Origin of the sequence: Variovorax paradoxus (genome assembly GCF_024734665.1) — a bacterium.
Classification (GTDB): Bacteria; Pseudomonadota; Gammaproteobacteria; order Burkholderiales; family Burkholderiaceae_C; genus Variovorax.
Map to the genome: position 1 here is coordinate 2,120,903 of NZ_CP102931.1, position 26,058 is coordinate 2,146,960.

17 protein-coding genes and 2 pseudogenes are annotated in these 26,058 nt (G+C 65.9%); 10 read left to right on the forward strand and 9 right to left on the reverse strand.

The annotated features are described in order from the left end of the window. Positions 1–74 precede the first annotated feature (74 nt). Both NWF24_RS09960 and NWF24_RS09965 read left to right on the forward strand, forming a co-directional pair. A complete protein-coding gene (locus NWF24_RS09960; protein WP_258354025.1) occupies positions 75–530 on the forward strand; it encodes a MarR family winged helix-turn-helix transcriptional regulator in 456 nt (151 codons plus the stop codon). A 156-nt stretch (positions 531–686) separates the two neighbouring features. Continuing rightward, complete coding sequence (locus NWF24_RS09965) at positions 687–2,252, forward strand: serine hydrolase domain-containing protein (protein ID WP_258354026.1); 1,566 nt, start codon at positions 687–689, stop codon at positions 2,250–2,252. Here the strand turns inward: NWF24_RS09965 and NWF24_RS09970 are convergent. Continuing rightward, a pseudogene (locus tag NWF24_RS09970) lies at positions 2,249–2,452 on the reverse strand (MFS transporter); the annotation flags it as partial. The gene NWF24_RS09965 and the pseudogene NWF24_RS09970 overlap by 4 nt on opposite strands. Positions 2,453–2,513: 61 nt before the next feature. Beyond that, positions 2,514–3,812, reverse strand: coding sequence for a YadA family autotransporter adhesin (locus tag NWF24_RS09975; RefSeq protein WP_258354027.1), 1,299 nt, complete (start codon positions 3,810–3,812; stop codon positions 2,514–2,516). A 376-nt stretch (positions 3,813–4,188) separates the two neighbouring features. Between NWF24_RS09975 and NWF24_RS09980 the strand changes: the two are divergent. Further along, positions 4,189–4,359, forward strand: a pseudogene (locus tag NWF24_RS09980) (DDE-type integrase/transposase/recombinase); the annotation flags it as partial. A 70-nt stretch (positions 4,360–4,429) separates the two neighbouring features. Here the strand turns inward: NWF24_RS09980 and NWF24_RS09985 are convergent. Continuing rightward, positions 4,430–6,181, reverse strand: a complete 1,752-nt coding sequence (locus NWF24_RS09985) for a methyl-accepting chemotaxis protein (protein ID WP_258354028.1) — start codon at positions 6,179–6,181, stop codon at positions 4,430–4,432. A gap of 284 nt (positions 6,182–6,465) precedes the next feature. Between NWF24_RS09985 and NWF24_RS09990 the strand changes: the two genes are divergently transcribed. The 6 genes from NWF24_RS09990 to NWF24_RS10015 all read left to right on the forward strand — a co-directional run bounded on the left by NWF24_RS09990 (position 6,466) and on the right by NWF24_RS10015 (position 14,056). After that, positions 6,466–7,170 carry a response regulator gene (locus NWF24_RS09990; RefSeq protein WP_258354029.1) on the forward strand — a complete coding sequence of 235 codons (705 nt, stop codon included), beginning with the start codon at positions 6,466–6,468 and terminating at the stop codon, positions 7,168–7,170. A 68-nt stretch (positions 7,171–7,238) separates the two neighbouring features. Further along, positions 7,239–9,707, forward strand: a complete 2,469-nt coding sequence (locus NWF24_RS09995; RefSeq protein ID WP_258354030.1) for a hybrid sensor histidine kinase/response regulator — start codon at positions 7,239–7,241, stop codon at positions 9,705–9,707. A 246-nt stretch (positions 9,708–9,953) separates the two neighbouring features. Continuing rightward, positions 9,954–10,466, forward strand: coding sequence for a hypothetical protein (locus tag NWF24_RS10000; RefSeq protein WP_258354031.1), 513 nt, complete (start codon positions 9,954–9,956; stop codon positions 10,464–10,466). Positions 10,467–10,709: 243 nt separating this feature from the next. After that, the gene (locus tag NWF24_RS10005; RefSeq protein WP_176928712.1) at positions 10,710–11,552 is read left to right on the forward strand and encodes a MurR/RpiR family transcriptional regulator; all 843 of its coding nucleotides are present in this window, start codon (positions 10,710–10,712) and stop codon (positions 11,550–11,552) included. A 362-nt stretch (positions 11,553–11,914) separates the two neighbouring features. Then, complete coding sequence (locus NWF24_RS10010; RefSeq protein WP_258354032.1) at positions 11,915–13,369, forward strand: MFS transporter; 1,455 nt, start codon at positions 11,915–11,917, stop codon at positions 13,367–13,369. A 21-nt stretch (positions 13,370–13,390) separates the two neighbouring features. Further along, positions 13,391–14,056, forward strand: coding sequence for an aspartate/glutamate racemase family protein (locus tag NWF24_RS10015; protein WP_258354033.1), 666 nt, complete (start codon positions 13,391–13,393; stop codon positions 14,054–14,056). A 25-nt stretch (positions 14,057–14,081) separates the two neighbouring features. Here NWF24_RS10015 and NWF24_RS10020 read toward each other — a convergent pair whose 3' ends face one another. The 6 genes from NWF24_RS10020 to NWF24_RS10045 all read right to left on the reverse strand — a co-directional run bounded on the left by NWF24_RS10020 (position 14,082) and on the right by NWF24_RS10045 (position 23,376). Beyond that, the gene (locus tag NWF24_RS10020; RefSeq protein ID WP_258354034.1) at positions 14,082–14,678 is read right to left on the reverse strand and encodes a nucleotidyltransferase family protein; all 597 of its coding nucleotides are present in this window, start codon (positions 14,676–14,678) and stop codon (positions 14,082–14,084) included. A gap of 76 nt (positions 14,679–14,754) precedes the next feature. After that, a complete protein-coding gene (locus NWF24_RS10025; protein WP_093080114.1) occupies positions 14,755–15,213 on the reverse strand; it encodes a RidA family protein in 459 nt (152 codons plus the stop codon). Beyond that, complete coding sequence (locus NWF24_RS10030) at positions 15,210–16,178, reverse strand: transglutaminase family protein (RefSeq protein WP_258354035.1); 969 nt, start codon at positions 16,176–16,178, stop codon at positions 15,210–15,212. The genes NWF24_RS10025 and NWF24_RS10030 overlap by 4 nt, the downstream gene beginning before the upstream one ends. 11 nt (positions 16,179–16,189) lie before the next feature. Continuing rightward, positions 16,190–17,011: a basic amino acid ABC transporter substrate-binding protein gene (locus NWF24_RS10035; RefSeq protein WP_258354036.1), complete on the reverse strand. Its 822-nt coding sequence runs from the start codon at positions 17,009–17,011 to the stop codon at positions 16,190–16,192. Positions 17,012–17,046: 35 nt separating this feature from the next. Next, positions 17,047–19,797 (reverse strand): circularly permuted type 2 ATP-grasp protein, encoded by a 2,751-nt coding sequence (locus tag NWF24_RS10040; RefSeq protein ID WP_258354037.1) that lies wholly within the window; start codon positions 19,795–19,797, stop codon positions 17,047–17,049. A gap of 63 nt (positions 19,798–19,860) precedes the next feature. After that, positions 19,861–23,376, reverse strand: coding sequence for a transglutaminase family protein (locus NWF24_RS10045; protein ID WP_258354038.1), 3,516 nt, complete (start codon positions 23,374–23,376; stop codon positions 19,861–19,863). A 171-nt stretch (positions 23,377–23,547) separates the two neighbouring features. On the opposite strand from NWF24_RS10045, the gene NWF24_RS10050 reads away from it, so the two are divergent. Next, positions 23,548–25,965 carry a DNA internalization-related competence protein ComEC/Rec2 gene (locus NWF24_RS10050; RefSeq protein ID WP_258355266.1) on the forward strand — a complete coding sequence of 806 codons (2,418 nt, stop codon included), beginning with the start codon at positions 23,548–23,550 and terminating at the stop codon, positions 25,963–25,965. The last annotated feature ends 93 nt before the right edge of the window (positions 25,966–26,058 follow it).

The window sequence follows — 26,058 nt, forward strand, 5'->3', positions numbered from 1 at the left end:
ACTCCAATATGTGTAATATGCACTCAATAGGAGCGGATGCTATGCCAAAGAAAATAAATGTGCAAGATACACATATGTCCGCGCAATTGCGGGCGTTGCACGGCGCGTTGCTGACCGTGGTGAGCGTCATGAATCGCCCGCAGCGCGACGAGGCGATGGTTCGCGAAGCGGGCATCTCGCTCGACCGCGCTTTGTTCCCGCTGCTGGTGGGCATCGAACGCGTAGGACCGATCGGCGTGGTCGAGCTCGCCGACCGTGTCGGGCGCGACTACACCACGGTCAGCCGGCAGGTCGCGAAGTTGGAGAGTCTTGGCCTGGTGGAGCGCCAGGGTGGCACCCACGACCGACGCGTGCGAGAAGCGATCGTGACGCCGAAGGGCAAGGTCATGACCGATGCCGTGGATACGGCAAGGGAACGGCTGGGGCGAGCCATATTTGCCAAGTGGGAACAGCAGGATTTCGAGGAGCTGGTGCGGCTCCTGCAGAAGTTTGCGGTCGATATCGAGGCGGGCCCTGCAGGCGAGCGTTGATCGGGTTGAGGGGGCGCTGCCTCGCTGACCTTTGAACACATGGTGCGCGACCGGGGCCTCATCGGGTTTCCTCTGCCGCTGCAGACAGGCGATTGACAGTCACCGGCACGACACTGTCGCAACCGGTCCATCCCGAAAGACAAGGAAGCCAGGAACATGCAAGAGACAACAACAACGACCCCCGCCATCTCGCGCCGCGGCCTGCTGCGCCTTTCGCTCGGCGGCACCGCCATGGCCTCGCTGCCCGGCATCGGCTGGGCAGCCACCGGCGCCGCGGTACCCGCCTTCACCGACGGCCTGCCGCGGAGCCGGCCCGAGGCACAGGGCATCTCGTCGGCGTCGATCCTCGCCTTTCTCGATGACGCCGAGCGCGGCGCGTTCGAGCTGCACAGCTTCATGCTGTGGCGCAACGGCCATGTGGTGGCCGAGGGCTGGTGGGACCCCTACAAGCCCGAGCGCCGGCATATGACGCACTCGCTGACCAAGAGCGTCACCGTGTGCGCGGTTGGCATGGCCATTGCCGACGGCAAGTTCGGGCTCGACGACAAGGTCGTGTCCTTCTTTCCCGAGCACCTGCCGCCCACGGTCAGCGCCAACCTCGCGGCAATGACCGTGCGTGATCTGTTGACCATGCGCACCGGGCACGAGTCGATGGTGTCGGGCTCCGTGTGGCGGCCCATTCGCACGAGCTGGATCGCGGAGTTCTTCAAGATCCCCGTGGTCTACACGCCGGGCAGCAAGTTCGTCTACACCAGCGCGGCTACCTACATGCTGTCGGCCATCGTCACGAAGACCACCGGGCAGTCGACGGCCGACTACCTCAAGCCGCGCTTCTTCGATCCACTGGGCATCACCGGCTACGAGTGGGACGTGGGCCCCGAGGGCATCTCGCCGGGTGCCAACGGCCTGAGCTGGAAGACGGTCGACTCGCTCAAGCTCGGCATCCTGCATGCGCAGAACGGGCAGTGGAACGGCAAGCAGATTCTCACGAAGGCCTGGGTCGATTCGGTGCACGCGCCGCACACCAAGGACCGCTACGGCTACCAGTGGTGGCTGGGCCAGCACGGCGCGTACAACGCCGATGGTCTGTTCGGCCAGTACTCGGTGGTGTTCCCCGAGCAGAACGCGGTGCTCGCGCTCAATTCCGCGCTGCCGCCCAAGGCGGGGTTCAACGCGGGCATTCTGTACAAGCACTTTCCCGCGGCATTCGGCGCTACTGCCTTGACCAGCGAGAAGGACTACGCCGCGCTCAAGGCCCGCACGCGCACGCTGCAACTGCTGCCGCCGGTGAAGCCGACCAGCTCGCCCGTTGCCGCGAACGTGTCGGGCCAGCGCTTCGACTTTGCGGAGAACCCGGAGAAGATCAAGTCCATGCGGCTCGACTTCTCTTCCGCGGAGTCGTGCGTCTTCACCATGGAAGACGACCGCGGCACGCACAAGGTGCAGGTCGGCCTGCGCAAGCCCTTCGAGGGCGACACCACCATCACCGGCAACAAGCTGCACCACGAGTACCAGCCCGAGGTGATGCGCGTGGTGGCCAGCGGCGAGTGGCGCGACGCACGCACCTTCGTCATGACGTGGACCTTTGTCGAGTCGGCCTTCCGCGACACCGTGGAGTGCCGCTTCTCGGGGCCGTACATGCGCTTCGACCGCAGCGTCAACGTGAACTCCAGCGCAACCGAAATGCCTACGCTCACCGGAACGCGAGCGAAGGCCGCCTAGCAGGCTATTGAAACTCGCTGCGCCGAACTGACGGATGAGTCCGGCCCCAGGCGCTCCAGCAGTACGCCGCCCACCACGCCACCGCTGGCCACGGCCAAGTTGAAGACCGTGACCAACACGGACTGCGCCATGTCGGCATCGTCGCCGGCCGCATCCGCCAATGCGGTCTGCAGCAGCGTTGGCGCACCGCCGAAGGTCAACCGAACTGAGCTTCAGCCGCCCGAGCGCGAGCACATCCGCGTGGGGCTGAGCATAGAGCGCTCAATCCCACACCCCAGAAATACCCAAACGTGCTGCGACCCCACCAGCACTTGCCGCCACCCCACCCGTGACACTCCAACGGCCGCTGTCGGATGTACGTCGCAAAGCGACACCGACGGCGCCTTGATTTTGGTAGTAGCCGGTGCCAGCGGCATAGGTCGTCTTGCCAGGAATATAGGGAGCGCTTTCCAACGCCAAGGCTGCCGCCACACCGGCGTAGGCTTTCTTGGCCACGCCATCTATGGAGTGCTGCAACCCGTTGAACTTTGCATCGGTATAGGCGTTGGCCCCGGCAATGCCAACGTTCAACTGGTTCACGTTCACTGCGTCCGTGCCCGCCACACCGGGGGCCACGTTGTGCACTGCAACCGTTCCCAAGGTATTGCCACCGCCCATCGTCACGCTGTTGTAGTTGGCGCTGCCGTCGGCGTTCGTGTCGTACTTCACCATCATGCCCTGAACGCCACGAAGCTGCGACACATTGACTGCGTCGCTATCGGCCGAGCCGGCCGCCAAACCAGTGATCTGGCGGAACTGGCCGTTGGCCGAGTTACCTACGGAAATCGCCGCCAGTGTGCCGGTGGTAGCGCCGATGGCAATGCGCTGCGACTCGGTGGCCGCAGGAGGGACGTAGCCTGCAACCCCCGCCTCCCTAGCGGCGACGGAACCCGAGCCCAACGCCACGCCGCCTGCCTGCGTGACGCTGCTGCCCGCGCCAAGAGAGATTGCGTTGGCGACCGACGCCTGCGCGCCCGTTCCAATTGCCAAGGCATGGTCGGATGAAACTGTTGCGCCAACTCCAATGGCTGTGCCGGCCACCGCATTGCTCATGATCCTCGCGCCGTTGCCAACTGCGAGGCCGCTCGACGTGCCTGCGCCCGTTCGGGCATTCGTACCGATGGCGATGGCGCCATCCGCCGCGGCGTAGCCTCTCTGATCGGCAACTGCATTTGTGCCAATTGCAAGACTCTGGCCAAAGCTCTCGGATCTCGTGCCGATAGCAATGGAATTGACATCCGGTGGCCCACCGTTGGCTGACGCGGTCAGCCCGATCGCAACGGACCCATCCCCGACTGTGCGGGCGCCGCTGCCAATTGCGATTGAGCCCTCGCCAAAGGCGGATGCCTGGCGTGAAGGATCGGAATTTGCACCAATCGCAATGCTGTTTCCTGCAGCCGTTCCGGCGCCGTTCGTATATTGCGCCTGTGCACTTGGCATGAACATGGAGGCAATTCCCAAGGCCATCATCGCTGTGGTCAGCGGCCTGTCGCGTCGAATGTTGCGAAGTGATTTTTTCATTTTCCCCTCCGAAGTTGGTGATCAAGGATCGAAGCAACGTCAGAGGCGTGCTTCTTGCCAGCAACTTGGTCTATGGCGTCCTCCATCACCTTTCGGCAGCGCGCTGGACGAATGACACCTGACAGTTGTCCTGGCAGGCTGCTGAAATACTTCATTCGAAAGTCCGGCGTGGGTGACCGTGAGCGTGTCGCCGATGGCCCAGGCGAGTGCCGACTTGCCCGACACCTCAGCTGTGCGAGCGGCGTAGCCAAGCAGCCCGATCGCGGCCCCAAGGTGGACCGGGAAGTGCAGTTCGCGTCCTCCGAGAACGCCGTGATCGAGGCAGTGGCCAAGGCACAAGGCTTCGCGTTTCAGGAGTGGGTTGTTGCTGCAGCACGTGCGGCGCTGGTCCGTGGGACACCGCATCGATACCGAACTGGCCCTCAATGCCTTGTTGATGGCTCTGTGGCGGCGCCAACTCAAAGCGACGGTCGCCGTGCATTCCGACCAATGCAGTCAGTTCACCGGCCATGACTGGCAAGGCTTCCTGCGCGATCACAACCTGCTTGGCAAGAGAGATTGCTCGCCACTCGCGGCGTCACGCCGCGCAGGCGGCACCCGGCAACGAAGTCAGCCGTTCAGAATGTGGTCCAGTCTCTGTCGAGTTCGCGTCGGCCCTCCTTCTGGGCGGTGATCGCAGGCATGGCCGGCATAGCCGATACGCTGGCAGAAATACGCGGCGCTCGAGTGGGGATTGGTGTGTCCAATTCGCTGGCGCGCCGCACGGCATCGTGCCTCGGGCTAGAGGAAGGCTGCGCATTGGCGTGCCCTGTCCGCAAGGATGCAGTCCCCAGCTGAAAGAACTCGACAAGCGATGAGAGCCGGTCTGCCTGGTTCTTGAGGCTCGCCGCAGCGGCCGCCGATTCTTCGACGAGCGCGGAATTTTCCTGGGTCATCTGCTCCAGCTGTGCCACCACCGAATTGATCTGATCGATTCCGGCCGCCTGTTCGATCGCGCCTGCGCTGATCTCGCCGACGGTGTTGGAGACGCGTTGAACGCTCTCGACGATCTTGCCCATCGTGGCGCCTGCATCGTTGACCAACTGGGAGCCCGATCCCACCTTGTCGACCGATGCTTCGATGAGGATCTTGATTTCCTTCGCCGCGACCGCACTGCGTTGCGCGAGATTGCGAACCTCGCTTGCCACCACGGCAAACCCACGACCCTGCTCACCCGCCCTAGCCGCCTCCACGGCGGCGTTCAGTGCCAGGATGTTGGTCTGAAATGCGATGCCGTCGATCGTGCCGATGATGGCTGCAATCTTCTGCGAACTCCCGTGGATGTCGCGCATGGTCTCGACCACTTCCGAGATGACCTCGCCGCCGCGTACAGCGATCTTCGATGCGGTCAACGCCAGTTGATTCGCCTGCGAGGCGGCTTCGGATGCCGTCTTGACGGTGGAGGTGAGTTCCTCCATCGATGCCGCGGTCCGCTGCAGGCTGCCGGCCGTCTGTTCCGTGCGGCTGGAAAGGTCGGAATTGCCCGAGGCAATCTGGGCGCTCGCTGTGGCAACGGAATCGCTGCTTTCCCGCATGCCGGTCAATGTCTGGACGAGGTTGTCGCGCATCGCTGCGAGTGCCCTGAGCAAGTCACCCACCTCGTCCTTGCCGTCGGAGCTCAGGCGCTGGGTGAGGTCTCCGGCCGCGACGGCCTCTGCCAGGCGAACAGCGTCCTTCAGCGGAACCACGATTCCCCGGGCGACGCTCCAGGACAGCAGCACGGCCAGCACGAGCGCAACGCTGGCGCCCGAGGCGATCAGCACCGATCCGATGGTGAACGTCGCGTTGCTTTCCTCGGCCTCTATCTGGGCGCGGTCCTCGTTGTGTTTGACCAACTGGGCCAGCGGCTCCTTCAATGCCAGGAAGGCCTCGCGCGCTTCGCCATTCAACAGGTTCATGGCGTCGGTACGACGGTCTTCCTGAACCAGCTTTTCGACCTTGGCATGCGCTGCAGCCCATGCCGGATGCCGGGCCTTCAAGCGGTCGTAGATGGATTGCTCGGTCGGGTCGCCGATCGAAGCGGGATAAGCCTTGTCGACGACGTCGTATGCCTTGAAAGCCTCCGCGATGGTCCGCTGGACATCCGCGGCTTCGCTTGCCGGACTCGTGGCCAGACGGAATTCGAGCAGGCGCACCCGGTTGGCGGCTTCGCTCATCTGGCCAGCATCGCGAACGCTTGCCATGCGCGCAGTCACCATGAAATTGGTCTGATCATTCAAGCGATTGAGGCGATGGATCGAGAAGACGGCCATCGCGATCATCAGCAACACGATGCTGAGAAAGGCGAGTGCCAGCTTGGCGGAGATTCTGAGATTTCTGAGAGGCGTCATGGCGATTGGGTCCAGGTTGCAAGTCAGGGCTGGCACGGTACGTGGCAGCGCGCTTGTGTCCATTGCCTTTCATCTATCGGCGGCGGGGCTCCGCTGTGCACCTGACATATGTCATGACCAGTGAGGAATTCACGTTCGGATGCCCTGACAACTGTCATCTATCCCCCGGGGAAGCCCTGCTAGAGTCCCACGGTTCGCGCGTTCGTCGCGACAGACGTGCCCTGCCTGATCAGGCTGGCGGTGAATCGGTGGCTCAGGTGACAACGGCGATGGTGTCGAGGACGATGGAAAACGGAAGCTTCGACGGGGAGACAACGGCCGACGTGCTGATCGTCGAGGATCAGGCGCTCGTGAGTGCCGGCATGCGTTCCCTCTTGCAGAAGGCTGCACCGCAGTACCGGGTCCATGAGGAATCCTCCTATCAGGGGGCGATTGCACGGCTGGCGGCCACGTCGTTCCAGTTCGTTTTCATCGACATTCACCTTGGATCGGAGGCTTCCGGTCTGGACGTCCTGCGTTTCGTGCGAGAACGCGAAATGTCCTGCCACGTCATCATGCTGTCGGGTGACGATGACCGTGCGACGGTACTTGCCTGCATCTCGCAGGGGGCGTCGGGCTACATCACGAAGGCCGCCGGAGATGGCAGCGTCTTCTCTGCCGCCATCGAGACGGTCCTCAACAACAGGGTCTATCTTCCCGCGTCGATTCTCGAGCGCGCTCCCAAGAACGACACCGTCGCAGACGCCTATGGCCGCACCGCCGCCTCCCTGGGGCTGGCGCCGAGGCAGTGCGAGGTTCTCTACTACCTGTGCCAGGGCCTGCCCAACAAAGCCATCGCCAACCGCATGGGCATCAGCGAGGGCACCGTTCGAAAATGCTACGTGTCGGAACTGCTGCGATTCTTCGGCGTGGCCCGGCGCACGGAACTGCTGATCGAAGTGTCTCGTCGACGGATACGGATTGCCGCACCGGGCTCGGGGAGGCTGTGATCGCAGCGATTGCGGGCCTCCTTCAGCCTCGCTTTGGCGCAGGTCTTCTTCGGGCGCTGTTCTGCTCCGTGCTGGTGCTTGTCTGCGGCGCCGCATCGGCGCAGGGCAATCGGGCGACCCCAGCGCTGTCAGCGGAGTTGGCCGTCGACGGGCACAGGATGCTGCAAGGGGACTACCTGGTCGAAGACGGCGTTCCGCTGTCGTTGTCCGACGTCACGGCGCTTCCTGGGAGTGCCTGGAAGCGCAGGCCTTGGTCATCCGCCAGCTACGGCTTTGCAACGGCTCCCCACTGGTTCAGAAGCGATCCCTTCACCGCGGGTTCCAACGGGGCGGGAACCTTGTTGATCGAGGTGGGCTACCCCTTGCTCGATCACCTCGACCTGTATGTCAGGGTCAACGCGGCTGCTTCCTGGACCCGGTGGAGCCTCGGGGACAAGCAAGCCTTCGAGCAACGCCCCCACAACGCACCAAGCTTTGTCGTGCCTGTTGTCGTGCAGCCCGGCGACAAGGTCGAGATTCTCGCGAGGGTTCAGACCGAAGGCGCGATGCGCTTTCCCTTGAACATGTGGCAACCGCAGCAATTCGAGAGCGCAGAACACCTGTCGCTGCTGGTCAACGGCATCTACGTCGGGCTGATGGGAGGAATCTTCTTCTATCACCTCATCATCTTCCTGATCGTTCGCGAGCGCATCTATCTCTACTACATCGGCTGGATCCTGGCGACCTCGGGATTCATCCTGAGCTACAACGGCATCGCGTTCCAGTACCTCTGGCCTCAAGCGACGGTATGGAACGACTGGTCCCGGATCGTGTTTCTCTTTCTCGCGGCCGGGCTGCTCACGTCCTTCACCATCCAGTTCGTAAGCAATCCCGCAACCGCGCCGCGGCGGTGGCACGCGGCGCCCGTGCTGCTGGCGGTCGCCTTGGCGGTGGGAGCGAGTTGGCTGCCTTTTCCTCAAGCCGTGCGCGTGGCGCTTCTGGTCCAGTTCGTGGGCACCCTGGTCTGCTTCGGTCTTGCCATCGGCCCCGCCCGGGCCGGTCATATCTACGCCCGCGTTTTTCTAGTGACGTTTTCTGGCGTCCTGATCGGCGCCGCCCTGCACGCGCTGGACATGCTGGGAGTCACGGCGTACTTCGCGACTTCGATCAATTTCGAGGTGGCGCCGCAGGTGGGCTCGGCCTTTTCGGTTCTTCTGTTCTCGCTGGCGTTGGCCCACAGGCTGCTTGAAGAGCGCTGCCAACGCTCCATCGCGACGGAGCTCGCGCAGACCAACGCAACATTGGCGGCCTCCATGCGCGTGGCGCAGGAGCGGACCGAGTTCCAGCTGAAAATCAAGGACCGTTTGCGCACTGATGCCGAGCGCCGGAACCAGGACAAGTCCCGCTTCCTGGCCGATGCCATCCACGACTTGCGCCAGCCCCTGCAAGTGATCGGGAACGCACTGGATCCCATTGGTGAAGCCATTCAGGCGGGTCGCACAGTTAACGCCCTGAGCCTGGTCCAGATGGCGACCCGCGCAGCCGACAACATGCGTTCCCAACTGGCCGCCATCCTGGATCTCTCGCGGCTGGAGTCGGGCTTTGTGAGGGCGCAACTGTCCGACTTCGAACTGGTGTCGCTGATCAGGGATACGGTCGAGCAAACCAGGGGCATCGCCCACGCAAGCGGCACCTCCGTCGAATTCGACCCGCCCCTCGGGAAGCCGGTGTTCGTGAGGAGTGACCGTCACTTCCTTCAGCGCATACTTTTGAATCTGATCAGCAACGGCATCAAATACCGGTCTGCGGAAGGGGGGCGCTGCAGCCACGTGCGCCTTCTCCTGACGGTGCATGGCCGGTTCACGCGCTTGGCCATCCAGGACAATGGCCTTGGGATATCCGAAGAAGCATTGCGCAGCGACATCATCTTCAAGCCCTTCTTCCAGTTGAACAATCGACATGCGGAGACGGACAAGGGCGTGGGTCTGGGGCTGTCGATCGTCTCGGCCATGCTTGACCTGCTCGACAGCCACCAGCTTTCCGTCCAGTCCGAGGTAGGTGTGGGAAGCACTTTCACGCTGGAGATTCCGGCATCCGTGATCGCACCGGTCTTCGAGGCCATTCCACTCGACGACTTCATGGCCGGCGGCGTTGAAGCGGCCCGCGGAAAGTACGTCGTGCTGCTCGAGGACGATGAACTGGTCAGGGCGTCGCTCGCAGCGGTCTTCGATGTGCACGGGGTCTTGTACGAAGCGTGGGGATCGATCGAAGAGATGCGGCAACAGTTACCCTTCACCGAGCGGGCGCCCGACGTCCTGCTGAGCGACTATCGTTTGCCGGATGGAAAAACTGCGCTTGATGCGATCAAATTGATGCGTGCGCACTGGAGCGACGTGCCCACGCTCATCTTGACCGGGGAGTCGCTGAATTCGTATGCGGTCGAGTCCTTGCGAGGAGCTGCGATCTGCTATAAGCCCGTCGCCCCTCTCGACCTGCTCCGGCGGATTGCCGCGAGCGCGATGCGCATGGCTGCGCCGTCGAACTTCGGGGGGCTGTAGCACGCCCGCTGCGTTCACCAAGGCGCGCAGCAGCTTCTTTGCGTCCTGTCCGAGCCTTGCATCGTCCGTGCCTATGTCGTTGTGGTACCAAGCTGCCTATCCACCATCGATCATTCGAGAGTCGGCATTTGCGCGGACGAATTTCAACAGCCTGCGGGGGCGCCTTCACCATTTGAAAGGCCCTTTTACCGGCGCTTCACTTCCCGGACAAATTGCGGGGCGCGCTTCGTGGCTCAATCGGCCACCATGCACATCTCGTCGGACGTCACCATCTTCACGCAGGTGCGCTTCTGGGGGCTGGTGCTGTGCTCGCTGATATTCCCGGCCGCGATCTTCGTCACGCTGTTCGTGCGGCGCGAGTTCTCCAAGAAGGCCGTGCTTGCCTTCGGCCTGCTGCTGATCCTGCTCGCGGGCGTCGACATCTTCGTGCTGCGCGCGCTCTCGCTGGAGGCGCAGGCCACGCCTTCGCTGGCTGACGACATCGTCTTCTCGTCCGAACTGTCGATTGCGCTTTACATCATTCCTGCCGCGTTCGGCACCTTCGGGCTCAACATGGTTTCGCATGTGCTCATGCATTACCTGAAGCAGAAAGAGGCGCGCTTCGAGGCCCACCGGCAACAGGTTCGGCCGCTGCCTGTCGTCAACGTGGCGCAGCGGAATCGTCCGAGGGCACTGGGCGGGCGACGGACAAGGCCGGTGCCCGCATTGCGTCGCCAGCGTGTGGGGGCGCACGTCGTCGCCCCGCGGCAGGACGCCTGAGCGTTCCCTGCGCCCGCGGCGCAAACTATCGGTTTCCCGAGGACGGTGCAAGCCGCAACGGCGCATGCACCGCAATGTCATTGGGAGCGCGCAAGTAGAACTATTTTTTAGTTCGCCCGTTGCGAAAAACGGTGCTTGGTGCGCTCGCCCCTCACTCGCAGCATTCGCCTCGCTGGCCCTCCGGATGTCCGTCTGCTGCGGGAAGGGGACGGCATGGCATCATCGTGCGCCTCTCCCACTCGCATGCCCATGTCCGCAGATTCCTTTGTCCGCCGCGTCCGCAGCCAGCTCGACCAGTTGTCCGCAACCGAGCGGCAGCTTGCCGATTTCGTCCTGGAGTTTCCGGGCGAGCTGGCCAGCTATGCGGGCAACGAGCTGGCGGAACTGGCGGGGGTGTCGCCTTCGACGGTGAGCCGCTTCATCCGTCGCATCGGCTACGAGAACTACGAAGAGGCGCGGCGCCAGGTTCGCGAGGAAAAGCAGACAGGTTCGCCGCTGTTCCAGAACGCGACCGAGGCGTCGAAGCGCGGCCACCTTGTCGCCACGCATTTCCAGCAGTCGCAGGCCAACCTGGCCAGCACCTTCGACCGGCTCAACGACAGGCAGATGGCCGGCATCGTGAAGGCGATCATCGGCGCGGGGCAGGTGCTGATCTTCGGCAGCCGCAGCAGCCATGCCTTTGCCCTTTACCTGCGCTGGCAGATTGTGCAGGTGGTGCCGCGCGTCACCGCCATTCCGGGGCCCGGCGAGACGCTGGCCGAGCACCTGGCAGGCCTGACCGGGCGCGACTGCGTGATCGTCTTCGGCACGCGACGGCAGACGCGGCAGATGGACATCCTGCTCGCGGGCGCCAGCAAGGCCGGCGCGAAGATCGTCTACATCAGCGACAAGGCCTCGCCGGACTTCGCTGGGGCCACCTGGTCGCTGCAATGCGATTGCCGGGGGCCGGGGCTTCTGGACAATCACACCGCCGTGATGGGCATCTGCGACTTGATCGCCACGATGGTGATCGAGGCCTCGGGCTCCGCCGGCCGCAAGCGTCTGGCCGCGATCGAGCTCGAGCACGAGGAAAACGGCGAGCTTTGAGCGGCAGCGGCGCTCGGCCGGCCTGATCTGGTCGGAGCGCACTGAAAAGACGCACGACCGTAGTGCGCATTTGCCCATCCAAGGTGCATCCTCAAAGGCTGCAACAGGTCTCGGATGCGCCCGCCTGTGACGGCCCTTCCACGCTTTCCCCTCTGAAAAGTACCCCAGCGGCAGGTGGCTTACGTGCGTCACGCGCAGGCGGGCATGTCGCTTGCATAGGGATGCTTTGCATGAAATTAAGATTTCACAAAAACAAACTAGGTGAAATCGATATGTCAGACTGATGGAGTCGCCGATAGCATGCGAAGCGATTCCGGACTGCGCCGAGCAAAGCACTTCATACCTTTCTCAAGGGGTTTCCTATGGCAGGACCTGCACTCTCTTCCGGACCCGACTCGCCCCGGGTCGCCGAACTCGACAGAGCGCTCGACAAGATCGGCGTCACGCGATCGCACCACACGATCATCTTTTTGATCCTCATCGGCTGCCTGTTCGACAGCTTCGAGCAGAACGCGGTGGGTATCGTGGGACCGATGCTGCGCGAGCAGTGGGGGCTCAGCGCTTCCGACATCGGCTTGCTGAACACCGTCACCTTTGCCTGCGCGGCGGTGGGGCGGATCATCTCGGGCTTCATCGCCGACCGCTACGGCCGGCGCGTGATGCTGTCGATAGACCTGCTGCTGTTCACCCTCGGCGCAGGCATCTGCGCGATGGCGCCCAACCTGGCGGTGATGGCGCTGGGCCGCGCGGTCGTGGGGTTCGGGCTGGGCGGCGAGATCGCGATTGCCGTCACCATGCTGGCCGAGTTCTGCTCGACCAAGTTCCGCGGCACCGCTGTCGGGCTGGTGAACGTCGGCGCGGGCGGGCTCGGCAACTTCCTGGCGCCGGGCTTCGGCCTGCTGGTGTTCTGGATGTTCCCGGGCGACAACGCATGGCGCTGGCTGTTCGCCTGCCTGATGGTGCCGGCGCTGCTCGGTGCTTTCTATCGCCGCTACATCCCCGAGACGCCGCGCTTCCTGCTGTCGCAGGGCAAGGTGAAGGAAGTCAATGCGGTGTTGTCGCGACTGGCGTCGGGCAGGCTTTCGAAGAAGAACGTGCCGCAGCATCAGTACATCACCGACGATGGGCTGGCCGCGCCGAATGCCCGCGTCAAGGTGCGCGTGACCGAGATCTTTCGCGGCGCACTGGCGCGGCGGACCATTCCGCTGTGCATCACGATCTGGATGACCTACGGCGCGCAGATCTCGGTGCTCACGCTGATGCCGACCATCCTCGTCACGCTGGGCTACAGCATGTCGAAGAGCCTGCTCTTCACGATGGTGATGCAGGGCGGCAGCCTGCTGGGGGCCATCGCGGCCTCGCTGCTGGGCTTTCACTTTCCGCGCAAGCGCGTGCTGACGGCCGGCGCCGTGTGCGCCTGCCTGGCGGCGTTGACCATCGGCTTCGTTGCCAAGAGCATCGTGGTGATCCTGATTGCCGGCGCGGTGTTCCAGTTCTTCGTGCTGCTGCTCAACACGACGATCTGGATCTTTGCGCCCGAGCTGTACCCGACCCGGGTGCGAGCCTTCGGCACGGCCTCCATTCTTGCCACTGGCACAGCGGCAGGCGCGCTGATGCCGCTGGTGGCGGGCCGGCTCTTCGATGCCTTCGGCCTGGTCGGCGTGTTCAGCCTTGCGGCCGGTATGTACGCGGTCTTCGTCGTCAGCGTGCAGAGCGTGCCCGAGACCTATGGCCAGTCGCCCGATGCGTTGCCGCTGCCGGGTGAAAGCCCTGGCGATGACGCTGCCCCGACCACGAAGATCGTGCAGCCGGGTTGAATTTTCAGAGAGTCCTCACGCATGCAAGAAATCCTGCTGATCAACCCCAACTCGTCGTCGTCGACCACCGCCATGATGGCGAAGATCGCCAGCAGCGAGGCACCGGCCGGATGCCGCGTGACAGGCATCACCGCGGCCGGCGGGCCGACCATGATCGTCAATGAAGACGAGCTGAATGCGGCTGCGACGGAGGTGTTGAAAGCCTGGCGTTCTGCCGCCGGCGGAAGGTGGAACGGCGTGATCGTCAGCGCCTTCGGCGATCCGGGCATAGAGCTGCTGCGCCGTGAAGCGAGCGTGCCGGTGGTCGGCATCGCCGAGGCGTCGATGCTCGCGGCCAGCGAGGGCCGCCGCCGCTTCGGTATTGCCACGGTCACGCCCGAACTGGTGTCGCCCATCGAGGGCAGGGCGGCCGCGCTGGGACTGCGCGCTCTCTACACCGGCATCCGCTTGACGCAAGGCGACCCGCGCGCGCTGGCGGCCGATCCGCAGGCGCTGGAAGACGCGCTGGCACAGGCCGTGCGGTGCTGTATCGACGAAGACGGCGCCCAGGCGGTGATCATCGGTGGCGGCCCGCTGGGGCAGGCCGCACTGGCGCTGGCCCCACGGTTCGACGTGCCGGTGGTCGCGCCCATCTCGGCCGCCATGCGACTGCTGTGTTCGCGGCTCGCAGCAACCCGGGGAGCATGAGGAATGAGCACCGTGGGCGCGTTCATCACAGTATCGAGCTGGAAGCGCAAGTAGCCGCTTCTGGCTGCACGATCCGCAGCCACGGCCATCGCGCCTGGTAGTCCGCAGCCTTCTTGAGAAAAAGATCGCGCATCGGGAGCAGCGGATTCATGCGAAGAATGCCCGCTGCCAGGTCGTCGAGTCCGTCGGGTGCATAGAGCGATCCGTCGGCCAGGTCGATGCCGACGCGCGTGCACGCGATGAGGTAGCGGTCGATCCCGTCGCGCGCGGACCCGAGCCGGGGGTAGGGCGACTTGAAGCGCTGTTCGTACCAGAGGTGAACGCGCGCCTGGTTCTTGACCTCCACGCTCACGCCCAGGTCGGCCACCGCTTTCTGCACGTGCTGGATCACGGCGTCTTCGGCGTCCCACGACAGGTCGGTGTCATCGAAGTAGAAGACGTCGTAGTCCTTCACTCCCCAACCGGGCGGCTTGTCGGAAAGGCGGTTCCACGTCGCCTGGAACAGGCAGCCGGCGGTCAGGAAGCCCTGGCGAAGCCCGAGGCTGGGCAGCCTTGAAAGCAGCGCGGCGTTGACTGGGTCCTGCGTGGCTTGCTCGGTCAGGCCGGTGGGTGTCAATGGCATGGTGTCGACGCAATGCAAAGAGGCCTGACGACCATCGCCGTCAGGCCTCGAATCGTGGAGAAGCGAAAGAAGTGGATCAGCCGACTTCAGCGATCAGCTCGATCTCCACACAAGCCCCCATCGGCACCTGCGCCACGCCGAATGCGCTGCGTGCATGCGCGCCCTTTTCAGGACCGAAGACTTCGGCAAAAAACTCGCTCGCGCCGTTGGTCACCAGATGCTGTTCGGTGAAGGTGCCGACCGAGTTGACCAGGCTCATCACCTTGACGATGCGCTTGACCTTGTTGAGGTCGCCCACGGCCGCATGCAGCGTGCCGAGCAGGTCGATGGCGATGGCGCGTGCGGCCTGCTTGCCTTCTTCGGTGCTGATGTTGGCGCCGAGCTGGCCGGCCCAGACCTTGCCATCCTTCTTCGCGATATGGCCCGAGAGAAAAACGAGGTTGCCGGTCTGCACGAAGGGCACGTAGGCGGCTGCGGGGGCGGAGACCGGGGGCAGGGTGATGCCGAGGCTGGAAAGTTTGTCGTAAACGCTCATGGAGACTCCTTGTCTTGGGAAGGCGATTGTGTCCGGGTTTGCGGCAGGCCCTCGATCACTTCCCCCACTGGCTGCACGGTCACGCCGACCCGCAGCGTGTGCCTTGCGCCGCCATGGAGTACGCCGCGCATCGGCGACACGTCGGAGTAGTCGCGGCCTATGGCGAGCGTGACATAGTCTTCTCCCGGCTGGCGGCCGTTGGTGGGGTCGAAATCGGCCCATCCGCCTGGACTGCCGACGCCCTCGGGGCCGTCGCCGGGCAGGTACACCGACACCCAGGCGTGCGAGGCGTCTGCGCCCACCAGCCGGGGCTGGCCGGGCGGCGGCTGCGTCAGCAGATAGCCGCTCACGTAGCGCGCGGGCAGGCCCATGGTGCGAAAGCACGCGATCATGATGTGGGCGAAGTCCTGGCACACGCCCTTGCGCTGCGCGAGGGCCTCGACGGCGGGGGTGTTGATCTCGGTGCTGTCGGCGTCGTACGCGAAGTCTTCGTACATACGCTCGGTGAGGTCCATCGCCACGTCGAAGGTGGGGCGGCCGGGCACGAAGCTGGCGCGCGCATAGGCCGTGAAATCGTCGTGGCGCGGCACGTAGGGCGAGGGAAAGACGAACTCCGAGGCCGCATCGAAGGTGGCGTCCTTGCGGAAGCGGAAGCGCTCGCGCACGCTCTCCCAGGGCAGCTCGCGCGCCACGGTGGCGGGCAGCACAGGCACCGAGGTTTCGACCACGCTCTCGGCCGTGACGACGAGCCGGTCGTGCGTGGCCTCCAGCGCGAAGAAGGCGCGCGTGTTGCCGTACAGGTCGGCCACCTCGCTGCGCTGCGCGGGCGCCGGCTCGATGGCGAGCTTGTGGCTCACGAGCCGCTGCGAATCGGTGGCCAGCGGCTTCAGGTGGGCGAGATGCTGCGCCGTCTCGACCGGCGGCGAGTACTCGTAGCGCGTTTCGTGGGTGACGTGAAGCAGCATGGTGAACGGGCCTACTTCGACTCGGCGCCGAAGTGCGAAGCGTAGATCTTGGCGTAGGTGCCGTCGGCCCGGATGCCTTCGAGGCCCTGGTTGATCCTGGCCAGCAACTCGGCGTTGCCCTTCTTCACGGCAATGCCGTACTTCTCGACCGGAAAGCTCGCGTCGCTCACGGTCTTGAAGCCGCCCGCGGTGTTGTTGGCGATGTAGTGAACCACCACGCCGTTGTCGGCCACCACGGCCTGCACGCCGCCGGCTTCGAGTTCCTTGAGCGCGAGCGGCGTCGATTCGAATCGCTTGATGGCGGTGCTCGACTTGCCCAGCAGCTTGCCCACGACCTCGTCGCCGGTGGTGCCGTTCTGCACGCCGACTTTCAGGGTCTTGATGTCATCGAACTTCGTGACGGGCGAGTCGTTCTTCACGGCGATGAGTTGCCTCGCGTCGAAATACGACTGCGAGAAATCCATCGTCTGGCGGCGCTCGTCGGTGATGGTGATGGCCGACACCAGCAGGTCGCGGTCGCCTTGGTCGAGCGCGTTGAAGATGCCTTCCCATGGCGTGTTGACGAACTTCACCTCGATGCCGGCCTTCTGCGCGACCGCCTTCACCACATCGATGTCGAAGCCCACGATCTCGCCCTTGTCGTTCTGCGATTCGAAGGGCGTGTAGGCGGCGTCGGTGCCGACCACGAGCACGCGGGCGGCGGCCGGTGGGGGCGGTGCGCTGGCTGCGGCGGGCGCGGCCGGCTCCTGCTTGCTGCAGGCCGCGATGGCGAGCGCCGCGAGCATGCCGGCGGCGGTGAGTGCGAAGCGGCGGTTGATGGCGATGCCTGACATGGAAATGCCTCCTTGGAACTGTCTTTGTCTGGGAATCAAGCTCCGACCGAGCGCAGTGATTCGGATGTCAGCGTGAAGTAGCGTGTGCCGATCGCATCGGACACATGGTAGGCGGCTGTCTCGCAGTTGGCGAGCAGCTCGACGAGGGCCGGGTAGTTGGCCTCGGGCCCCGCGGCGCAGAGGTGTTCGAGCGTCCAACTGGCCGGGTCAGGCAGCTCGTACGACAGCGCGGTCAGCTTGCCGGGCGCGCTGCCGGCCAGCCGTGCAATGCGCCCGCGCAGGGTCTGCGTGACCCATGCGAGCGAGCGCGGGTTCTCGGCGTCGAGCACCAGCAGGTCGACCATCGTGGCGACGTCGCGGCGCTGCTGGTAGCGGGCGTGGAAGGTGATGGTGCTGTCGAACAGCGCCACCATTGCCTCGAAGCCGCTCACCTCGTGCACGGCGCCGTTGTCGAAGCCGGCCTCCAGCGCGTTCGACAAGAAGCCCAGGCGCTCGATATGGCGGCCGATGGACAGCAGCCGCCAGGCGTCGTCGCGCGTCATGCGGTCGGTCTGCGCGCCGGTCATGGCGGCCAGCGCTGTGCTGGCGGATTCGAGGGCGCGCAACGCGGCACTGCTGGCAAAGCTGCCCTCGCCAGCCTGCTCGGCCGCGCGGCGCAGGAAGTCGGTCTCGGCGCGCACGATCTGGTTCCAGTTGTCCTGCGACAGGCGCTCGCGCACGGCGGCGGCCGCTTGCCGGATGCACATCAGGCTGAAGCCCACGCTGCCGCCGCGCTCCACATCGCCCAGTTCGGCGATGAGTGCGCGTTCGAACACGCGGCGCGATTGCGGCGCGCTCGGCACTTCGGCCGGCACCAGTGCATTTCGCAGCGCCATGCGGTGCAGCCATTCGAGCAACGGGCGCGAGGACTGGTCTTCGCTGCCCAGCAAGTTGAGCGTGAGGCGCGCAAGGCGCACGGCGTTCTCGGCACGCTCGGTGTAGCGGCCGAGCCAGAACATGTTTTCCGCGGCGCGGCTGGTAACGGGCGCGCGGTGCCGCGCGAGCGAGGCCGGCGTGGCGTGCGGCTGCAGCAGCGTGGTGCGGTCGACCTCGCCGTGGGTCTGCACCCACACGTCGGCGCTGCTGCCGCCCCGTTGCATCGACGCGATCTGCGCATCGGGCCCCGCAAGCCGGGCCAGGCCGCCGGGCAGCACGCGCCACGACTGCGCGCCGTCGCTCACCGCGAACACGCGCAGCAGTACTGCGCGCGGCGCGATGTGGCCCGGGCCCATGTCGTTGGCCCAGGTGGGCATCTGCGACAGCGGCTGGTAGCCCTGCACGGTGTGCACGTCGCCCTCGCGCACGATGCGGCCGGCCCATTCGTCGAGCTCGCGCCGGCCGAGCTGGCTGCCGAGCACGGCGTCGAAGCTGGCGCGGCCGTCGAAGCCGGGGTAGGTGGGCTTGATGGCGCAGTCGGCCAGTTGGGGCAGCACCGATTCGAGCGCGGCGCGTTCGCCGCACCACCAGGTGGGCAGCGCGGGCAGCTTGAGTTTTTCGCCGATCAGTCGGCGCGCCAGCCCCGGCAAAAAGCCGAGCAGCGCGGGCGATTCGAGGAACGCCGAGCCTGGCATGTTGGCCACCAGCACGTTGCCGGCGCGAATGGCCTGCAGCAGGCCGGGCACGCCGAGTGTGGAGTCGGGGCGCAGCTCCAGCGGGTCGAGGAACTGGTCGTCGAGCCGCTTGATGAGGCCGTGCACCGGGCGCAGGCCCTGCAGCGTCTTGAGGTACAGCCGCTGGTCGCGCACCGTGAGGTCGCTGCCTTCGACCAGCGTGATGCCCAGGTAGCGCGCAAGGTACGCGTGCTCGAAATAGGTTTCGTTGTACGGGCCGGGCGTGAGAAGCGCGATGTGCGGCGGAACGCCGGCCGGGCACATGCGCTGCAGGCCTTCCATCATGGCGCTGTAGGTGGCGGCCAGGCGCTGCACGTGCAGCGCCTCGAAGGCCTGCGGAAACTGCCGCGTGATGGCGAGGCGGTTTTCAAGCAGGTAGCCCAGGCCCGAGGGCGCCTGCGTGCGCTGCGAGACCACCCACCAGTTGCCGTCGGGACCGCGCGCGAGGTCGAAGGCGGTGATGTGCAGCCAGGTGTCGCCCGGCGGCTTCACGCCGTGCAGCGCGCGCAGGTAGCCGGGGTGGCCGCGCACCAGCGCCGGGGGAATGAGCCCTTCGGCCAGCAACTGCTGCGGGCCGTAGACGTCGGCCATCACGCGGTCGAGCACGCGCACGCGCTGCAGCACGCCGGCCTCGATCTGGCTCCAGCTTTCGGGCGAGACGATCAGCGGGAACAGGTCGAGCGACCAAGGCCGCTGCGGGCCATTGGCGTCGGCGTACACGTTGTAGGTGACGCCGTTGTCGCGGATCTGCCGCTCGAGGCTGGCCGCGCGCCGGGGCAGGTCATTGAAGCCGCCCGGGCCGAGTTGTTCGAAGAAGGCGTTCCAGGCGGGCGTGAGCGGCGGTTGTTCGCCGGAGGGCCCCTGTGTCTGCGTCTGCGATTGAGACTGCGACGACTGCGATTGGGACTGCGACTGCCCAGCGGCCGGTGGCCGTTCGCCCGCGGCGTCGTACAGCAGCGGGGCGGGCGCAGGGGCTGGCGCAGCCCCCGGCACTGGTCGCACAGGCGCTACCGCCGTGGCTTGCCCACGCAGTTCATCGAAATGGCCGGGCAGGGCGGGCGGGGCGAGCGCCGACGCCAGGGCCGCTGGAAACTCCAGTGCCTGGGCGTCGAACAGGGATTCGTTCAAAGGTTCCACAGGAGGGGGATTGTCACACTGCCGTCACGGGTATCCGCGCCGGGCAGTGTGCTAAATGTCCCCTTATCGCCGCAGGTCCAGCGTGAACGGGAATTCGCGGCTGCCCGGCAGCTCGATGGTCGCCGGGGGCGTACGCATGAGTCCGGGTGTGTGGCCGGTGCGGGTAAAGCGCGAATGGCGACGGCTTTCCGCCTCGTAGGCGTTGACCGGGAAGGTGTCGTAATTGCGCCCGCCCGGGTGGGCGACGAAGTACTGGCAGCCGCCCAGCGAGCGCTTCATCCAGGTATCGACCAGGTCGAAGGTCAGCGGCGCGTGGGCCGGGATGCTCGGGTGCAGGGCCGAAGGCGGGTTCCAGGCCTTGTAGCGCACGCCGGCCACGAACTCGCCGACCACGCCGGTGGGCTGCAGCGGCAGCACCTTGCCGTTGACGGTGATGACGTGGCGGCTTTCGTTCAGGCCGGTTACGCGCACTTCGATGCGTTCGAGCGACGAATCGACGTAGCGCACCGTGCCGCCGGCCGAGCCTTCCTCGCCCATCACGTGCCAGGGTTCGAGCGCGTTGCGCAGCGAGAGCTCCACGCCCATCGCCTGCATCTGGCCCACCAGCGGGAAGCGGAACTCGAAGTGCGGCGCGAACCAGTCGGCATCGAAGGCGAAGCCGGCCTGGCGCATCTCGCTGATGACGTCGTCGAAGTCCATCTTGACGAAGGTCGGCAGCAGGAAGCGATCATGCAGCTCGGTGCCCCAGCGGGTAACCGGGGCCTTGTAGGGCTCGTCCCAGAAGCGGGCTACCAGCGCGCGAATGAGCAGTTGCTGCGCGATGCTCATGCGCGCATGCGGCGGCATTTCAAAAGCGCGCAGCTCCAGCAGGCCGAGGCGGCCGGTGCTCGAGTCGGGCGAGTAGAGCTTGTCGATGCAGAACTCGCTGCGGTGCGTGTTGCCCGACACGTCGATCAGGATGTTGCGCAGCGTGCGGTCGACCAGCCAGGCCGGCATGTTCTGGCCGTAGATCTCGCGGTTCTTGGCGATCTCTTTCAGGGCAATTTCCAGCTCGTAGACCTGGTCGTTGCGGGCCTCGTCCACCCGCGGCGCCTGGCTCGTCGGGCCGATGAACATGCCTGAGAACAGATAGCTCAGCGACGGATGGTTGTGCCAGTAGAGCAGCAGGCTGGCCAGCAGCTCGGGCCGGCGCAGGAAGGGGCTGTCGGCGGGCGTGGCGCCGCCCATCACGAAGTGGTTGCCGCCGCCGGTGCCGGTGTGGCGGCCGTCGGTCATGAACTTCTCGGCCGACAGGCGGGTTTCGAACGCGGCGTTGTAGAGAAACTCGGTGTGGTCGACCAGTTCCTTCCAGTTGTGGGCCGGGTGGATGTTGACTTCGATCACGCCCGGGTCGGGCGTGACGGCCAGCATCTTCAGGCGCGGGTCGCGCGGCGGCGGGTAGCCTTCCATCACGATGCGCACGCCCAGGTCGCGCGCGGTGGCTTCGACTGCTGCGACCAGGTCGAGATAGTCCTCCAGGCGCGCGAGCGGCGGCATGAAGACGTAGAGCACGCCCGATGCATTGCCCTTTTTCTCGGCGGAGGGGCCGTTGGCGCGGCGCGGGTCGCGCACTTCGACGCACAGCGCGGTGCGCGTGACCCAGTGGGCTGATTCGCCGCGCAGCGGCTGGCGGGTGGTCGATTTGTCGGTGGACTCATCGGCCGCTGCTGCTGCTGCTGCTGCCGTATCGCCGCTCGCCGCATCACCGGGGCTTTGCATGCGTAGCGACGCAGGCACCACTGGCGGCGTGCCGAAGGTGTAGGGCACGTCGCCGAGGCCTGCAGCACCGGCCACACCCGTGCTGTAGCGCGCACGGTAGTCGGCCGCGCTAGGCAGGGTGCCGCGTGGGGCGGTCGGGTCGCGCTCGATCAGGTAGGGGTAGTCGCCCTTGCTGGCCCACGGCTGCGAGTCGAGCGGCAGGCGGTAGCCCATGGGCGAGTCGCCCGGGATCAGGTAGAGCCGGTCGTCGCGCAGGAACCAGGGGCCGGTCTTCCAGGCCGGCCCTGCGAGCGCGGGGGCGTCGCCGTCCGCATTGCCGGGCTCGATGGGCAGCATGTAGCCGATCACCGCGTCGAGCTTCTGCGTGAACACGCGGCGCAGGCGCACGCGTTCGAGTTCGTCGTCGAGCTTCGACTCGAAGGGGTCGACGTTCACCGGCAGGCGGCGTTCGCGCCAGAGGTAGTAGTAGATGTCTTCGTAGCCGGGCTGGATGTAGCGCTCGGTCAGGCCGAGCTTGTGGGCCAGCACGGTGGTGAAGCGGCGCGCGTCTTCGCTGGTGTAGTGCGTGGGGAAGCGCTCGTCGGCAAACAGCTCGGGGTCGTGCCACAGCGTCTGGCCGTCGGCGCGCCAGAAGATCGACAGTGCCCAGCGCGGCAGTTGCTCGCCTGGGTACCACTTGCCCTGGCCGAAATGCAGGAAGCCGCCCTTGCCGTACTCGGCGCGCAGCTTGTGCACGAGCTCGGTGGCGTAGCCGCGCTTCGTGGGGCCGAGGGCGTCGGTGTTCCATTCGGGCGCGTCGCGGTCGCTGGTGGCCACGTAGGTCGGCTCGCCGCCCATGGTGAGGCGCACGTCGCCGGCCTTCAGGCGCGCGTCGACTGCGTCGCCCAGGGCCAGCACCTCGGACCACTGCTCTTCGGTGTAGGGCTTGGTGACGCGCGGCGATTCGTAGATGCGCGTGACCTTCATCTCATGGCCGAACTCGACCTCGGATTCGTCGACCCCGCCCTCGATGGGCGCCGCGCTCGAAGGCGTGGGCGTGCAGGCCAGCGGAATGTGGCCTTCACCGGCCAGCAGGCCCGAGGTGGCGTCAAGGCCGATCCAGCCGGCGCCGGGCAGGAACACCTCGCACCAGGCGTGCAGGTCGGTGAAGTCGACCGTGGTGCCGCTCGGGCCGTCGAGCGCCTTTACGTCGGGCGTGAGCTGGATCAGGTAGCCCGAGACGAAACGCGCGGCCAGCCCGCAGTGGCGCAGCAACTGCACCAGCAGCCAGCCCGAGTCGCGGCAGGAGCCGCTGCCGCTGGTGAGCGTTTCTTCCGGCGTCTGCACGCCGGGCTCCATGCGGATCAGGTAGTTGACGTCTTGCTGGACCTGCTGGTTGATGCCGACCAGGAAGTCGATGGTGCGCTGCTCCTTGCGATCGATCTTGTCGAGGTAGGCCTGCAGCAGCGGCGTGGGTGCTTCGGTGACGAGGTAGGGCGCGAGCTCTTCGGCCTGCGAGGCCGTGTACTTGAACGGAAAGTTCTCGGCCTGCGGCTCGAGGAAGAAGTCGAAGGGGTTGTAGACCGCCATCTCGACGACGAGGTCGACCGTGACCTTGAATTCGCGCGTCTTCTCGGGGAACACGAGCCGCGCCTGGTAGTTGGCGAACGGGTCCTGCATCCAGTTGACGAAGTGCTCGGCCGGCTCGACCCGCAGCGAATACGAGATGACGTTGCTGCGGCAATGCGGCGCGGGACGCAAGCGCACGACCTGTGGGCCCAACTGCACCAGGCGGTCGTATTTGTAGTGGGTGACGTGGTGGAGAGCGGCGTGAATGGACATGCGTTTTTGTGTGCAGTACTGCGAGATTGCATCGAAAAGATGTCTCTTGTGAGACGCATACTAGCCCAGATGCCAAGCAATTAACGCGCCACTGAGCGTGACTTTGGGGAGGGTTTGCATCATGGGTTCGGGAGTTTTTCGTTGACGCCGTTTCGTGCGTCTGGCGGTGCCATGGGTGGAGCGGGGGCGTTCGTGGCGCTGGGTGGCTCGCTGCTGGGAGCGGCCTTGCAGTTGCAGCAGGCGGTGCTTTGGCCGGCGTGGGCCTACGCCGGCTTGCTGTTCGTGGCAGTGGCCGGCCTGTGTTGGCGACGCATGCCGGGCAGGGGCCTGATGCTCATCGCCTTGCTATGCGGCGCTATGGCCGGCGCAGGGCTCGCGGGATGGCGCGCGGCGGTCTATGCGAACGGCGCGCTCGACCCGGCGCTCGAAGGGCGCGACCTGCAGGTCACGGGCGTTGTGTCGGAGATGCCACAGCGCAACGAAGCTGGAACGCAGTTCCGCCTGGATGTCGAGTCCGCGGGTTGGGCCGATCCGGACGCACAGGGACAACCCGCCGTACCCGATCGCATTGCACTCGGCTGGTATGCCGAAGGCTCGAGCCTGTGGAGCCGGGCGTCCCAAAGCCGCGCGCCCTTGACCAGCACCGTCGGCCCCCTGCACGCCGGCGAGCGATGGCGACTGACGGTGCGTCTGAAGGCGCCGCACGGCAGCCGCAATCCCCATGGCTTCGACAGCGAACTCTGGATGTGGGAGCAGGGCCTGCATGCCAGTGGCTATGTGCGAACCGGCGCGCGCGATGCGGCGCCCATGCTGGTGGCAAGCACGTGGCGGCATCCCATCGAGCGCGCACGAGAAGCCGTACGCGACGGCGTCTTCGAGCGCGTGCCCGACCGCGCCCAGGCGGGCGTGATCGCAGCCCTGGTCACTGGCGACCAGAGTGCCATCGACCGCTCTGGCTGGGACGTGTTCCGCGCGACGGGCGTGGCGCACCTGATGTCGATCTCCGGCCTCCACGTCACGATGTTCGCCTGGCTGGCCGCGCACATCGTCGGCCTGCTCTGGCGGCGAAGCGCGCGGCTGATGCTGCGCTTGCCCGCGCAGCAGGCAGCGTTGACAGGCGGCGTGCTGCTGGCCACGCTCTATGCGCTCTTCAGCGGCTGGGGCGTGCCCTCGCAGCGCACGGTCTGGATGCTGGCGACGGTCGCGCTGCTGCGCCTCACGGGCCGGCGCTGGCCCTGGCCGCATGTGTGGCTGCTGACGGCGGCGGTGGTGGTCGCGCTCGATCCGTGGGCTTTGATGCAGGCCGGCTTCTGGCTGAGCTTCGTGGCGGTGGGTGTGTTGTTCGCCACGGACGCTGCTGTGCCGGGCGAGCGGAAGACCGGCGCGTCTTTCCGTCTGTTGCAGTTCTTTCGCGAGCAATGGGTCATCACGCTGGCGATCACGCCGTTGAGCCTGCTGCTGTTCCAGCAGGTGTCACTGATCGGCCTGCTGGCCAATGCGGTGGCGATCCCCTGGGTCACGCTTGTGATCACGCCGCTGGCCATGCTGGGCGTGGCCGTGCCGCCGCTGTGGGACCTCGCAGCCCGGGCCGTGCAGGTGCTGACGCTGCTGCTGCAATGGCTGGCCGGGCTGCCGTATGCCACGCTGTCGATGGCCGCGCCGCCTTTGTGGATGGCCGCTTGCGGCGTGGCAGGCGGCGCATTGCTGGCCATGCGGCTGTCCTGGTCGCTGCGTGCCCTCGGCATTCCGCTGCTGCTGCCGGTGCTGCTGTGGCAGGCGCCCCGGCCGGCGACCGGCGAATTCGAACTGCTCGCCGCCGACATCGGCCAGGGCAACGCGGTGCTCGTGCGCACTGCCACGCACAGCCTGCTCTACGACGCCGGCCCGCGCTACAGCCTCGAAAGCGATGCCGGCCATCGTGTGCTCGTGCCGCTGCTGCGGGCGTATGGCGAGCGCCTCGACATGCTGATGCTGAGCCACCGCGACACCGACCACACCGGCGGTGCGCCCGCGGTGCTCGCGATGCAGCCGCGGGCCGAGCTGCTGAGTTCCCTCGAAGCCACGCATCCGCTTCAGGCGACGCTGGCGGCACGGCGTTGCGAGGCGGGGCAGGCCTGGACCTGGGACGGCGTGCGCTTCGAGGTGCTGCATCCGTTCGACACCGACTACCGCAGCTTCACCAAGCCCAATGCCGTCTCGTGCGTGCTGCGTATAGGCAACGGGCGCGCGGCGGCGCTGCTGGCCGGCGATATCGAGCGGCTGCAGGAAACCGCGCTCGTCGTGCGCACACCGCAGCTGCTGCGGGCCGACGTGCTGCTGGCGCCGCACCATGGCAGCAAGACTTCGTCGAGCCCGGCCTTCCTCGATGCGGTGCAGCCGAGCATCGCCTTTGTCCAGGCGGGGTATCGCAACCGCTTCGGCCACCCGGCGCAGGAGGTGGCGGCGCGCTACCGGGACCGCGGCGTGCGGCTGGTCGAAAACACCCGCTGCGGCGCCGCGCACTGGACCAGCACACGCCCCGCCGACGTGGCCTGCGAGCGCGAGCGCCACGCGCGGTACTGGCAGCACAGCCCTGAAATCGTGAACTAATTGTCAAAAGTAGTCCAAAAGGCCACTTGTCAGCGTGCTCGTACTGGCGTCCCATGCGTTGTATCGTTTGGCTACAACTCAGAAGAGGGGACA

Coding starts and splice junctions, on each gene's coding strand:
- NWF24_RS10030 (WP_258354035.1), bottom strand. CDS start 16,178: ATGCTGCTTCACGTCACCCACGAAACGCGCTACGAGTACTCGCCGCCG.
- NWF24_RS10000 (WP_258354031.1), top strand. CDS start 9,954: ATGCACATCTCGTCGGACGTCACCATCTTCACGCAGGTGCGCTTCTGG.
- NWF24_RS10010 (WP_258354032.1), top strand. CDS start 11,915: ATGGCAGGACCTGCACTCTCTTCCGGACCCGACTCGCCCCGGGTCGCC.
- NWF24_RS09975 (WP_258354027.1), bottom strand. CDS start 3,812: ATGAAAAAATCACTTCGCAACATTCGACGCGACAGGCCGCTGACCACA.
- NWF24_RS10005 (WP_176928712.1), top strand. CDS start 10,710: ATGCCCATGTCCGCAGATTCCTTTGTCCGCCGCGTCCGCAGCCAGCTC.
- NWF24_RS10015 (WP_258354033.1), top strand. CDS start 13,391: ATGCAAGAAATCCTGCTGATCAACCCCAACTCGTCGTCGTCGACCACC.
- NWF24_RS09990 (WP_258354029.1), top strand. CDS start 6,466: ATGGAAAACGGAAGCTTCGACGGGGAGACAACGGCCGACGTGCTGATC.
- NWF24_RS10020 (WP_258354034.1), bottom strand. CDS start 14,678: ATGCCATTGACACCCACCGGCCTGACCGAGCAAGCCACGCAGGACCCA.
- NWF24_RS10025 (WP_093080114.1), bottom strand. CDS start 15,213: ATGAGCGTTTACGACAAACTTTCCAGCCTCGGCATCACCCTGCCCCCG.
- NWF24_RS09965 (WP_258354026.1), top strand. CDS start 687: ATGCAAGAGACAACAACAACGACCCCCGCCATCTCGCGCCGCGGCCTG.
- NWF24_RS10035 (WP_258354036.1), bottom strand. CDS start 17,011: ATGTCAGGCATCGCCATCAACCGCCGCTTCGCACTCACCGCCGCCGGC.
- NWF24_RS09960 (WP_258354025.1), top strand. CDS start 75: ATGTCCGCGCAATTGCGGGCGTTGCACGGCGCGTTGCTGACCGTGGTG.
- NWF24_RS09985 (WP_258354028.1), bottom strand. CDS start 6,181: ATGACGCCTCTCAGAAATCTCAGAATCTCCGCCAAGCTGGCACTCGCC.
- NWF24_RS10050 (WP_258355266.1), top strand. CDS start 23,548: ATGGGTGGAGCGGGGGCGTTCGTGGCGCTGGGTGGCTCGCTGCTGGGA.
- NWF24_RS10045 (WP_258354038.1), bottom strand. CDS start 23,376: ATGTCCATTCACGCCGCTCTCCACCACGTCACCCACTACAAATACGAC.